Annotated in this window: 14 protein-coding genes; 8 read left to right on the plus strand and 6 right to left on the minus strand. The window is 72.1% G+C overall.

The genetic code is table 11. The annotated features are described in order from the left end of the window. Positions 1-19 precede the first annotated feature (19 nt). Positions 20-493: a hypothetical protein gene (locus BLV96_RS23445; RefSeq protein ID WP_086673566.1), complete on the plus strand. Its 474-nt coding sequence runs from the start codon at positions 20-22 to the stop codon at positions 491-493. Here the strand turns inward: BLV96_RS23445 and BLV96_RS23450 are convergent. Continuing rightward, positions 490-2,127, minus strand: coding sequence for an ABC transporter permease (locus BLV96_RS23450; protein ID WP_086673568.1), 1,638 nt, complete (start codon positions 2,125-2,127; stop codon positions 490-492). The genes BLV96_RS23445 and BLV96_RS23450 overlap by 4 nt on opposite strands. Further along, the gene (locus BLV96_RS23455) at positions 2,124-3,020 is read right to left on the minus strand and encodes an ABC transporter ATP-binding protein (protein WP_086673570.1); all 897 of its coding nucleotides are present in this window, start codon (positions 3,018-3,020) and stop codon (positions 2,124-2,126) included. Before BLV96_RS23455 ends, BLV96_RS23450 begins: the two co-directional genes overlap by 4 nt. A 93-nt stretch (positions 3,021-3,113) precedes the next feature. Between BLV96_RS23455 and BLV96_RS23460 the strand changes: the two genes are divergently transcribed. Continuing rightward, a complete protein-coding gene (locus BLV96_RS23460) occupies positions 3,114-3,602 on the plus strand; it encodes a GbsR/MarR family transcriptional regulator (protein ID WP_086673571.1) in 489 nt (162 codons plus the stop codon). On the opposite strand, the gene BLV96_RS23465 is transcribed toward BLV96_RS23460, so the two are convergent. After that, positions 3,599-4,162 carry a TetR/AcrR family transcriptional regulator gene (locus tag BLV96_RS23465; protein WP_086673573.1) on the minus strand — a complete coding sequence of 188 codons (564 nt, stop codon included), beginning with the start codon at positions 4,160-4,162 and terminating at the stop codon, positions 3,599-3,601. The two genes, BLV96_RS23460 and BLV96_RS23465, sit on opposite strands and share 4 nt — an antisense overlap. Before the next feature lie 83 nt (positions 4,163-4,245). Between BLV96_RS23465 and BLV96_RS23470 the strand changes: the two genes are divergently transcribed. The 4 genes from BLV96_RS23470 (at position 4,246) to BLV96_RS23485 (ending at position 7,093) form a co-directional block, all read left to right on the plus strand. Further along, positions 4,246-4,854, plus strand: a complete 609-nt coding sequence (locus tag BLV96_RS23470; protein WP_086673575.1) for an NAD(P)-dependent oxidoreductase — start codon at positions 4,246-4,248, stop codon at positions 4,852-4,854. Between the two features lie 10 nt (positions 4,855-4,864). Beyond that, positions 4,865-5,548, plus strand: a complete 684-nt coding sequence (locus tag BLV96_RS23475; RefSeq protein WP_086673577.1) for an SGNH/GDSL hydrolase family protein — start codon at positions 4,865-4,867, stop codon at positions 5,546-5,548. Between the two features lie 469 nt (positions 5,549-6,017). Then, positions 6,018-6,623: an RNA polymerase sigma factor gene (locus tag BLV96_RS23480; RefSeq protein ID WP_086673579.1), complete on the plus strand. Its 606-nt coding sequence runs from the start codon at positions 6,018-6,020 to the stop codon at positions 6,621-6,623. Continuing rightward, complete coding sequence (locus BLV96_RS23485) at positions 6,620-7,093, plus strand: hypothetical protein (protein WP_086673580.1); 474 nt, start codon at positions 6,620-6,622, stop codon at positions 7,091-7,093. Before BLV96_RS23480 ends, BLV96_RS23485 begins: the two co-directional genes overlap by 4 nt. Here BLV96_RS23485 and BLV96_RS23490 read toward each other — a convergent pair. Further along, entirely contained in the window at positions 7,090-7,854 is a 765-nt protein-coding gene (locus tag BLV96_RS23490; RefSeq protein WP_244180417.1) for a polysaccharide deacetylase family protein, read from the minus strand. The genes BLV96_RS23485 and BLV96_RS23490 overlap by 4 nt on opposite strands. 105 nt (positions 7,855-7,959) lie before the next feature. Beyond that, positions 7,960-8,397 (minus strand): SRPBCC family protein, encoded by a 438-nt coding sequence (locus tag BLV96_RS23495; RefSeq protein WP_086673582.1) that lies wholly within the window; start codon positions 8,395-8,397, stop codon positions 7,960-7,962. A 68-nt stretch (positions 8,398-8,465) separates the two neighbouring features. On the opposite strand from BLV96_RS23495, the gene BLV96_RS23500 reads away from it, so the two are divergent. Together BLV96_RS23500 and BLV96_RS23505 are read left to right on the plus strand one after the other, a co-directional pair. Next, complete coding sequence (locus BLV96_RS23500; RefSeq protein WP_086673584.1) at positions 8,466-10,433, plus strand: FUSC family protein; 1,968 nt, start codon at positions 8,466-8,468, stop codon at positions 10,431-10,433. A 24-nt stretch (positions 10,434-10,457) separates the two neighbouring features. Next, positions 10,458-10,667, plus strand: a complete 210-nt coding sequence (locus BLV96_RS23505; RefSeq protein WP_086673586.1) for an antitoxin — start codon at positions 10,458-10,460, stop codon at positions 10,665-10,667. Here the strand turns inward: BLV96_RS23505 and BLV96_RS23510 are convergent, their stop codons facing one another. Next, a complete protein-coding gene (locus BLV96_RS23510) occupies positions 10,668-11,621 on the minus strand; it encodes a prephenate dehydrogenase (protein WP_086673588.1) in 954 nt (317 codons plus the stop codon). Positions 11,622-11,661: the final 40 nt, after the last annotated feature.

Here is an 11,661-nt window from a genome sequence, read left to right on the forward strand (position 1 = left end):
GGAACTCCGTCCTGACCGCATGCGAAGGATTCCGTGGATCGCGGTGCTGCTCGTCGCCGGCTGCGGCCAGGCCGGCAGCGGCGGCGGGGTGGCCTGCCCGGACATCGGTACCCGGGTCGGCATCGGGCTCACCGTGCCGGACCCCGCCGGCGTCACCCGCGCGACGCTCGACGCCTGCTGGGGCGACCAGTGCGTCACGCGCCCCGTCGACCTCCAGCCGGAGACCGCCGCCGGCGCCACGTCCTGCACCGGGACCGGTCCGGACGCCGCCTGCGGGGCCTCGATGGTCCCGACCGGCGGACTCCAGGGCTTCGCCGACATCCCCGGCCTGGCCGCCGAGCCGGTGCAGGTCACCGTCCGGTTCGACGACGGCCGTCCGCACACCGTCACCGTCACACCCGGCTTCCTGCACCCCGGCGGACCCTCCTGCGCGGCGGGCGGCCCGCAGGCCCAGCTCGTGGCCGGTCAAGACCACGAGCTGAAACCGCGTTAGCCGACGTCGCGGCGGCGCCAGCCGACCAGGCCGGCCACCAGTGCGACCACCGCGACCACCGTCAGCCAGACCAGCGGCGTCGCGACGAGCTCCTGGCCGGGGATCTTCGGCGGGTGTTGGAACGGCGAGACGTCGAGCACCGCCTGCGGCAGGTTGACGACCGGGCCGAACAGGCTCAGCAGCAGCGCCAGCGCGCCGACCGCCCACGCGGCGGCCGAGAACCGCGGCACCAGCCCGAAGATCGTCACCGCCAGCGCGACGACCACCCAGGCCGCCGGCAGCTGGACGAGCATCCCGGCGAGCGCGTCGCCGACCGAGCCGCCGACGTCGCCGGTGCGCAACCCGTTGGCCAGCCCCATGAACAGCCCGCCGGCGAGCAGCAGCAGCGCCGTCCCGAGGAACGCGAACACCAGGTGCCCGGCCGCCCAGCGCAGCTTGCCGACGCTCGTGGCCAGCACCGGCTCGAGCCGGATCGCCGTCTCCTCGCCGCGCATCCGCAGCACCGCCTGGACCCCGTACAGCGACGCGACCATGGCGAACATCCCGGCCATCGCGGCCAGGAACGCCTGCGTCAGCGCGTGGCTGCCGCCGAGCCGTTCGAAGATCTGCTGCGCCTGCGGGCTCGACCCGACGAGGTCGCCGATGCCGCTGGCGATCGAGCCGAACACCGCGCCGACGACCGCGGTCCCGATGGTCCAGCCCAGTAGCGGGCCGCGGTGCAGCCGCCAGGCCAGCGCCAGCGGCGACCGCAGGCTCGCCGCCGCCCGGGCCGGTCCCGGCCGCGGCGGCAGGATGCCGACGCCGACGTCGCGGCGGGGGAGCAGCCAGTACCCGGCCGCGCCGACCACCAGCGCGAACACGACCGGCAGCAGGAGCACCCACCAGCGTTCGCCGGCGAACGCGCGGACCTGCTGCACCCAGCCGATCGGCGACAGCCACGACAGCCAGCGAGCGTCCACAGTGGAATCACCCGCGCCGCGGACCAGGAATGCCGCGCCCACGACGGCGGTACCGATCCCGTTGGCCGTGCGGGAGTACTCCGCGAGCTGGACGGCGACCGCCGCGACGGCCGTGAACCCCAGTCCCGCCAAGGCTTCCGACGCGCCGAACGCGACCGATCCGGCGGCGGGCAGGCCGGCACCGATCAGGCTGACCGCCTGGACGAGCCCGATCAGCACGCTCGCGCCGCCCGCCACCAGCAGCGCCGACGTCAGCGCCGCGTACCGGCCGACGACCGCGGACCCGAGCAGCTCCGCGCGGCCCGTGTCCTCCTCGGCGCGGGTGTGCCGGGTGACCGTGAAGACCACCATCAACCCGGTGAGCAGCGCGAGGAACCCGCACATGCGCCAGGCGATGAACCCGCCGGCGGTGGTCAGGTCGAACGGCGGCCCGTAGAGCAGCGCGTACGACGGGTTGGTGTTCGCGCCGGCCTGCAGCGCCAGCCGGTCGGCGACCGTCGGGTAGAACTGCGTGAACGTGTTGACCGTGCTCGCCGGGACGATGCTCAGCAGCACGATCCAGATCGGCAGCACGACGCGGTCGCGGCGCAGCGCGAGCCGGGTGAGGTGCCAGGTGCCCGCGAGTTCGTGGGCGGGTGCGACCTCGGCGTCGGCACGGGAGAGCGTCGCGGTCATTTCGCGCTCGCCTCGGTCGTGTAGTGCCGCAGGAACAGCTCTTCCAGCGTCGGCGGCTGGCTGACCAGGCTCCGGACGCCGACTTCGGTGAGCCGGCGCAGGGCTTCGTCCAGCGAGCGCGTCTCGACGTCGAAGCGGACGCGGTTGCCCTCGACCTTCAGGTCGTGGATGTTGGCCAGCTTCGTCAGCCCGTTCGGCGGGCCGGCCAGCTCGGCGGTGATCGACGTCCGGGTCAGGTGCCGCAGTTCGGCAAGGGTGCCGGACTCGACCGTCTTGCCGTTGCGGATGATGCTGACCTTGTCGCACAGGGCCTCGACCTCGGCGAGGATGTGGCTGGAGAGCAGCACGGTCCGGCCCTGCTCGCGTTCCTCCTGGATGGCGTACTGGAACGTCGCCTCCATCAGCGGGTCGAGGCCGGACGTCGGCTCGTCGAGGATCAGCAGGTCGACCCGCGACGCGAGGGCCGCGACGATGGCGACCTTCTGCCGGTTGCCCTTCGAGTACGTCCGCCCCTTCTTCTTCGGGTCGAGGTCGAACCGCTCGATCAGGTCGGCGCGGCGCTTCTCGTCGAGCCCGCCGCGCAGGCGGCCGAGCAGGTCGATCACCTCGCCGCCGGAGAGGTTGGGCCAGAGGTTGACGTCGCCGGGCACGTACGCCAGGCGGCGGTGCAGGCTCGCGGCGTCCTTCCAGGGGTCGCCGCCGAGCAGGCGGACGTCCCCGGAGTCGGCGTGGAGCAGCCCGAGCAGGACCCGGACGGTGGTCGACTTCCCGGCGCCGTTCGGGCCGAGGAACCCGTGTACTTCCCCAGTAGGTACCTGCAGATCAAGGCCGTCCAAGGCCTTAGTCCGGCCGAACGACTTGTGGAGGCCGGAGATCGCGATGGCGTTTTCCATGCTTCGGAAGCTACACTGGTTTCACAAAGTTGTGAAGTTAAGAAAATGTCTAGATGGAGTGATCTTGCTGGGGCAGTGCGGAAGGATGGGCCGATGACGACGCCTGACACGAAAAGAGATGAAGACGCCGTCCGCCGGTACGTCGAGAGCCTCGCGCTCGTGCTTTCGCAGATCGGGATGCAGCGCATGGCCGCGCGGGTGTTCGCGGCGCTGATGACCACCGACGAAGGCCGCCTGACCGCCGCCGACCTGGCTTCGCAGCTGTCGGTCAGCCCGGCCGCGATCTCGGGGGCCGTTCGCTTCCTCGAGCAGATCGGCCTGGTGGCGAAGGAGCGCGAACCCGGCGAGCGCCGCGACCACTACCGCCTCTACGACGACCTCTGGTACGCCACGTTCCTCAAGCGCGACCGCATGATCATCATGTGGCGCGACGCGGCCGAGAACGGCATCGACGCGCTCGGCGAGGACTCGCCGGCGGGACAGCGGCTCGCCGAGATGCGGGACTTCCTGTCGTTCATGCTGGTCGAGCTGAACAACATGTACGAGCGCTGGCACCAGCTCCGCGAAGAGAAGAACGCCTAGAGCGCGGCGAGCAGGGTGTCCGCCAGCCGCTCGGCGATGTCGGCCGGCTCGCGCTCTTCGAACGTCGTCAGGAACGCCTGCTGGAAGCACGCCCCGAGGAGCAGTGCGGCGACCGCCTCGACGTCCGTGTCCGCCTTGAGCCGGCCCAGTGCCACCTCGGCGCGCAGGTAGTCCTCGACGCCCTTCAGCGGGATGCGCGGCCCGGCGCCGCCGACACGGTCACGGTGCGAACGCAGCAGCTCCCGGGACGAGAACATCGAGATGGCGATCGGGAAGCTGTCGGCGTAGAACGCCAGGCCGAGCCGGGCGACGCGGACGAGGTTGTCCCGCAGCGGCGCCCGTCCGGGGTCGGCGGTCAGCTCGGCCAGGGTGGCGCCCAGTGCGGGCAGCTCGTCGGAGAGCACGCTGAGGAACAGGTCGGTCTTGTCGCGGAAGTGCTTGTAGAGCATCGCCTCCGAGTAGCCCGCGGTCCGCGCGATGACCTTGGTGGTCGCGTGGGCGTAGCCCTGCTCGCGCATCACCTTCGCGGCCGCGGCGACGATCTCCTCACGGCTTCCCATGGCGGCTCCTGAGTGCGTTCTCAGCGTGGTTAGTGAACACTCACCCTACCTGGTGAGTGTTCACTAACCACGAAGGAGACACCATGAGGATCACCGTGCTGGGGGCGACCGGCGGCGTCGGCGGCGAGGTCGTCAAGCAGGCCCTCGAACGCGGGTGGGACGTCACGGCCGTCGTCCGCGACCCCGCGAAACTCCGGTTGCCGGCCCACGTCGTCATCGCCGGCCTGCGCGACCACGACAAGCTGGCGGCCGCGATCGAGGGCCGCGACGCGGTCATCTCGGCGGTCGGCTCCCGCGACCGCGGGCCGACGACGGTCTGCGCGGACGGCGCCCGCGCGGCGCTCGACGCCGGCGCCAAGCGCCTGCTGGTGGTCAGCGCCAGCGGCATGCACACCGAGGGCGACGGCTTCTTCACCCGCACGCTCGTGAAACCGCTGCTCAACACGTTCCTCAAGCACGGCTGGGCCGACATGCTCGCGATGGAGGACGTCGTGACGGCGTCCGGCGTGGACTGGACGGTGGTCCGCCCGCCGATGCTGCTGAACGGGCCGCGCACGGGCAAGGTCGCGAGCCGGCTCGACGGGAACGTCCGCACGTTCACCATCCGGCGCGCCGATGTCGCCGCGTACCTGCTCGACGCCGTGGCGGACCCCACGCTGATCAGGGCGAAGGTTTCGATCGCCCACGGCTAACTTCGAAAGCATGGTGATCCTGGCGCAAGCCCTGTACGTCAAGCGCAAGACCCCGCGGCTCCCGGGCGCCGCGGGGCCGACCGAGGGGCTCGTGCCGGGCGACGGCGAACCGTTCCGCCTCGCCGTCCTCGGCGAGTCCACTGTGGACGGCGTCGGCGCGGCGACCCACGAGGAAGCGCTCACCGGCTGCCTCGCCCGCGAGCTGGCGCGCGGCGGCCGGGCCGTGCGCTGGCAGGCGGCCGGGCGGACCGGCGCCAACGCCCGGGTCGTCCGCGCCGAGCTGGTCCCGCTGCTGCGCCCGGCCGACCTGGTCGTGGTCGCGCTCGGCGTCAACGACACCATCGAGCTGCGGACGGCGCCCGCGTACCGCCGTGACCTGCTGGAACTGGTCGTCGAAATCAGGCGCCGGCTCGGTCCGGTCGACGTCCTGCTGGCCGGCGTGCCGCCGATGTCCCGCTTCCCGGCGCTGCCGCGGCCGCTGCGGGACGTCCTCGCCGCCCGCTCGACCGCCCTCGACAAGGCGGCCGCCACGCTCGCGAAGCTCCCCGGCGTCCGGCACGTGCCGATGGACCCCGCCCTGCTCGACCCGGCCGCCTTCGCGTCCGACAACTTCCACCCGGGACCCGCCGGATACGCGCGCTGGGCCCGACATCTTTCGGGGGTCCGGGTGGCGGAGCCCCCGGCCGGGCCGTAGGCCCGCGTGTCGCAGCAATCTGGCACTCCCCGTGATCAGTTAGCGGCGCTGCGTCGATCTTCGAAAAAAGTTGGAGATTCCGGTATCTGGCGGTGCCGCCACTGCGTCCTGTGGGGCAGCCAAGCACGGAGATGGGAACGAGGCAGGGGGTGCCGAGTTCGGAAATGCGCGGTGGCCGGGAGCCGAGGGGGCTTCCGGACACCGTCGGCCGGATGGCCTTTCGGGGGAGGGGACATCCGGCGGGGCCCGTTGGGGAGCGGGTCCTTGAGGGAGGGGAGTACCGGTCGGCGCGAGTTCACCCGCTCGGGTCGGCCGGTACCTCCCGCACTGGCCGATTGACCGACAAGCGCGACCGACGAAGTAAGTGACCTTGATGTATCCGAGATCCACCTGCACGCTCCTTCCCCCCGAAGGACCCGCGATACTGCCGTTGCCGACTCGAAGACTTTTCCGAAGAGGGGCAGATACCGTGACCGACGTGCAGACCACCGAGGTAGACCCACCGTGGGAGGGCTTGACCGGCGCCGAGCTGCACGCCGCGTGCATGCGGGCGGCCCGTGACGGCGACCGCCGGGCGATGGATCGCCTGGTCGCCGAGCTGACCCCGCTCGTCTGGCACGTCGCCCGCGCCAACGGCCTCGACCGCTCGGTCGCCGAGGACGTCGTGCAGACCGTGTGGCTGGCCCTGTTCAGCCAGCTCGGCAAGCTGCGCGACCCCAAGGCCCTCGCCGCCTGGCTCATCACGACCACCCGGCGCGAAGCCACTCACCCCTTCGGCCGCCGCATCCAGCCGGTGCCCTTGAGCGACGAAGTCGCCGAGGCCATGCCGAGCACCCAACCGGCACCTGAAGACGAAGCCGTCCGCGCCGACCGCGACCGCCGGGTCTGGCGCGCCTTCGTCCGGCTGCCCCAACGCTGTCAGGAACTGCTCCGGCTGACCGTCCTCGCGGGTCGTGCGGAGTACCAGCTCGTCGCCGAGGCGCTGCGCATGCCACGCGGCAGCGTCGGACCGACCAGGGGGCGCTGCCTCGACCAGATGCGCGATCTCCTCGCCAGTGAAGGGGGAAGCCGATGAACGACCTCGGAGCGCCGGGCGAGGCCTATTCCGATGACCTGATCCTGGCCGGCATCGGCCGCTTCCTGGACGACTTCGACCCGCCACCGGGTGATCTGGTGCAGCGGGTCCAGTTCGCGCTCGCCCTCGAAGACCTCGACGTCGAGGTCGCGCGGTGGGAGCGGCTGGACAACCTGGCCGGCGTGCGCGGCGGCGGCACCGGGACGATCACCTTCACCGTCAGCGACCTGACCGTGATGATCAACCTGACCAAGATGGGCAAGCTGCACCGCATCGACGGCTGGCTGGTGCCCGCCGGCCAGTACGGGGTCGAGGTGCGCGTCGCCGAGCACGGCACGTCGTCCACGACCGCCGACGAAGGCGGCCGGTTCGTGCTGGACAACGTGCCGCGCGGGACCACGCAGATCCTCGTGCACCTCGGTGACGTGACGTGCCGCCGGACGGTCGTGACGCCGACGGTGGTGCTCTAACCGAGGAAGTCGGCCAGGGGGACGGGGGTCAGCCCGTCCTTCTTCGCCTGCTCGACGAACGCCGTGTAGTCCTCTTCGAAGGTCTTGCGGAAGTGCATCAGCACGATGTCGCCGGGCTTGAGCTTGTCGCCGGCCTGGAACTGGACGTGCCCGTCGTTGACCGCGGCCGTCCACAGCACCGCGACGCGCATGCCGCACGCGGCCGCCGCGCGCAGGGTGTTCTGGTCGTAGTTGCCGAACGGCGGCCGGAAGAGCGACGGCCGCACGCCGAGGCCCTTCTGGAAGTCGTCGGCGTCGTCGCAGATCTCCTTGCGCTGGAACTCGAACGGCTTGCCCTTGAGGTTCGGGTGGTCGACCGTGTGGTCGCCAAGCGTCGCGCCGGTCGCGTCGAGGATCTGCTTGAAGTAGGCCTCGTGGCCCTTCACGTACTTCTGGTTCAGGAACAGCACCGGGTGGGTGCCGTTCTGCTGCATCAGCTTCAGTGCGCCCGGGTCCTTGACCGCGCCGTCGTCCATGGTGAGGAAGACGTACGGCTTGTCGGTGGTGATCCGGCGGACCACCGGGACCTGGCCGTTCTCGACGGCCGGTGCCTGCTGCTGGACGGTCCCGAACGGGTACGGCGCGGAAGTCGTCGACCCGGGCCCGCCCCCGGGTGCCGGGTTCGGCTGGCTGGTGCCGAACTCCCGCTGGTCGGGCTCCTTCGCCGAGCACGCCGTCAGCGCCAGTGCCGCCGCGACGACGATCGCCGCCAGTCGTTTCATCTCGCGTCCCCTCCCCGGTGGCCGAAAAGACCACCCGAAAGAGTGACGTGAGAGAGCGGTGTGAAGTTGCGCCGGGCGATCTTGGTGTGGCCCGGCGCACCCAGGTCAGCGCCCGGTTTCGGCCGCCTTGACGAGCTTGCCCGAGAACAGCCGGATCACCGCGCGCAAGCCGGCGGCCAGTGCCGGGCCGCTGCCCTTGACGGGCTCGGTGAACGAACCGGTCCAGCGTAGGTGCGTGCCGCCGTCGGCGGTGGGCGTGAGGAGCACTTCGGCGCGGTAGTCCTTGATCGGGTTGGCGCCGAAGAACGTGTAGACGTGCTTGCGGCCGGGCTCGTACTCGACCGTCTCCTCGCGGATCAGCACCGGCCAGAGGCCGACCTCGCGGACGGCGCCGACGCCGGGTCCGGGCCGCTTCCAGCGGGCCTGGACGATGAGTGGCTTTCCCCACTCCGCCCAGCGCGGGCCCTCGGCCTCGCGCGCGAACAACGCCTCCGGCGGAGCCGTGCTCGTGCGGTTGACCTCGAAGGAGAACTTGCGGCCCACCGGAACCTCCCACGTTGTTGACAGATTGATAATTAAGCGTTCCCGGCAGCGTAGGTCAAGATGGGGGCGTGAGCACGCCGCGCCCCGACATCGCCGCGCCGCACTGGCTGACCCAGCTCCTGCGCAGCAAGCCGGTCCCGGTGCCGTGGAACATGGTCGCCCGCGCGGTCGTCGCGCTGGCCGTGCCGCTCGCGGTCGCCTACGCGGCCGGGGACATCGCCGTGGGCGCGTTGATCTCGACCGGCGCGCTGCCCGCCGTGCTGTCCGAATCGGCCGGCCCCTACCGCTACCGCGCCCGACGCCTGGGCGGCGCGACGCTCGCGGCGACCGCCGGGTACGTCGTCGGCCTGCTCACCGGCGGCACACCCGCGCTGTCCGTGCCGGCGGTGATCCTGGTCGCGGCGGTGTCCGCGCTGATCAGCGCGGCCGGCAGCAACGCCTCGGTCGCCGGGCTGCAGATGTTCGTGTTCGCCGTGCTCGGCACCGGCCAGCACGCGACCGGCGTGCGCGTCGAGGTCCTGCTCGGCTTCTTCTGCCTCGGTGCCGTGTGGAGCCTGGCGGTGGCGCTCGCGAGCTGGACCTTCCGGGCGACCAGCCCCGAACGCACCGCCGTCGCGCACGTCTACGTCGAGCTGGCCGCGATGCTCTCGGCGACCGACGAAGCCGTCTCGCGCGTCGCCCGCCACCGGCTGACCACGGCCATGAACACCGCCTACGACCAGCTGCTCACCGCGCGCTCGTGGCTGTCCGGCCGCGACGCCGCCTACCGGCACCTGCTCAACCTGCTTTCCGCGACGACGCCCGCGGTCGAGGCGTCGGTGGCGATGGTCAACGCCGGCCGCCGCCCGCCCCAGGACGTCATCGACCACTTCGTCGCGCTCTCGGCGGCGGTGCTGGCCAGCCAGCCGCTGCCGGAAGCGCCGCCGATGCCGGCCGACGAAGGCGATCCGCTGCTCGCCGCGCTGTACGCCGGCTTGGTCCGGATCGGCAAGGGCGACGACCGCAAGCGCCGCGAGCCGACGCCCTGGTACCGGCGGCTGCGGACGTGGGCGGGCTCGCTCGCCTCCGGTCCGCTGACCTGGATCGCCGCGCTGCGGCTGACGTTGTGCGTCGCGATCGCCGAGGTCGTCGGGCTGCTCGTGCCGTTCGAGCGGTCCTACTGGATCACCCTGACCGTCGGGATCGTGCTCAAGCCGGACTTCGGCTCGGTCTTCGGCCGCGCGGTGCTGCGCGGGATCGGCACGGTCGTCGGCGTCGGCGTGGGGGCCATCGTGCTCGGCGTCGGCGGGCACGGCTGGCTGCTGGTCGCGCTGATCACGGTCTTCGCCGGCGGGGTCGCGGTCGGGAAGGTGCGCAACTACGGCATCCTCAGCGCGTTCGTGACGCCGTTGATCATCCTGCAGATGGACCTGGCGAACACCGGCAGCTGGAACGTCGTGGTCGCGCGGCTGGTCGACACGGTCCTGGGCTGCGTGATCGTGCTCGTCTTCGGCTACCTGCTCTGGCCGGGCAGCCGCCGCCCGCAGGTCGGCGGCCGGCTGGCCGACGGGCTGGACGCGGTCGCGAAGTACGTCTCGTGCGCGCTGGTCGAGGCTTCCTCCGGCGACGCCCGGCTGGCGCGGTCACGGGCCCGGCGCGGGGCCTACCGGGCGCTGGCCGACCTGCGGACGGCGTTCCAGCAGGTCGTCGTCGAGCCGTCGGCGAACGGCCGCCAGGCGGTGGCGTGGTGGCCGGTCATCGCCGCGCAGGAGCGCGTCGCGGACGCCGTCACCGAAGTCGGCGTGACGATCGGCCGGGGCGTCACCCCGCCGGAGCCCGGCGACGTCGAGCTGCTCACCGCGGCTCTGGACGAACTGGCGTCGGCGATCCGCGAGCAGCGCGAGCCGCGGTCGATGCCGTTGCCGGACGGCCCGCAGCTGGCCGGGGTGGTCGACCAGCTGGAGTCGGCGTTCGACGCCGTCCGCGGCCCCGACCTGGTGGAACGCACGCCGTTGCGGCTGGTCCGGCGGTTCCTGCCCTACCACCGGCGTACGTGAGGTCCGTGCTGTTCAATTGCCGTCATGGGAATCGACTTCGACGCGTTGAAGGGCAAGGCCGAAGAGGCCCTGCGCGAGCACAACGACCAGATCGAGCAGGGCCTGGACAAGGCGGCGGACTTCGCGAAGTCCAAGTTCTCCGGCCACGACTCGCAGATCGACAGCGGGATCGAGAAGGCCAAGGACTTCCTCAACAAGTTCGACGACACGCCGGACAACCCGCCCGCCCGGTAGTCACTGGACTTCGCCGGTCGCGATCCCGTCCGCGAGGCCGGTGATCCGGCCGCCGCGCTCGCCGAGCGCGATGAGGCCCTGCCGCGCGTCCGGCGCCGAAAGGCTGATCCGGACGCCGGCGCGGTCGACGTCGAGGCTGGCGGCGAGTGCCTGCGCGCCTTCGTACCCCGCGTTGATCGTGGCCGCCAGCCCGCCGGTCGAGGCGAGCGAGCCGCGCGCGGCGCCGAGCCGGCCGAGGGCTTCGTCGACGATCGGCAGCAGCGCGTCCCGGTTGCCTTCGGTCATCGCGCGCACGAGGTGCGGGTTCGAACCCGCGACCCGCGTGCCGTCGCGGTACGAGCCGGCGGCCAGCGACATGGCGAGCGGCCCGCCCTCGGCGCCGATGGTGGCGAGGATCGCCGCGAACAGGTGCGGCAGGTGCGAGATCCGGGCGACCGCTTCGTCGTGCGACTCGGCGGGCAGCGGGACGACGTGCGCGCCGACGTCCAGCACGAACCCCGCGACCTCGGCCCAGGCTTCGAGGTCGGTGTCCTCCTCGACGGCGACGACCCAGGCCGCGCCCTGGAACAGCGCGGCCTCCCCGGCCAGCCAGCCCGAGCTCGACGTCCCGGCCATCGGGTGCCCGCCGACGTACCGCGTGTACGGCACGCGGCGGCGGACGGCGTCCAGGACCGGCGCTTTCACGCTGGTCACGTCGGTGAGCAGGCAGTGCGACGCGTGCTGGGAGACCAGGCGCAGCAGGTCTTCGACGGCGGGCAGCGGCACGGCCAGCACGACCATCGCGTCGTCGGCGGCGGCCCGGTGCAGCGCGGCTTCGACGTCGGTCGTGACGTCGTAACCCGCTCTGCTGGCCGCGTCGGCGTCCACTTCGGAGACCGCGGCGCCGAACGCCGTGCGGCCGCTGGCGGCCGCCGCGCGCAGCAGCGACCCGCCGATCAGCCCGAGCCCGATCACGCATACGTCTCGCACGGGGCCCATCCTGCCAGTGCCGGAC

It is taken from the genome of Amycolatopsis pretoriensis (assembly GCF_900107925.1).
GTDB lineage: Bacteria > Actinomycetota > Actinomycetes > Mycobacteriales > Pseudonocardiaceae > Amycolatopsis > Amycolatopsis pretoriensis.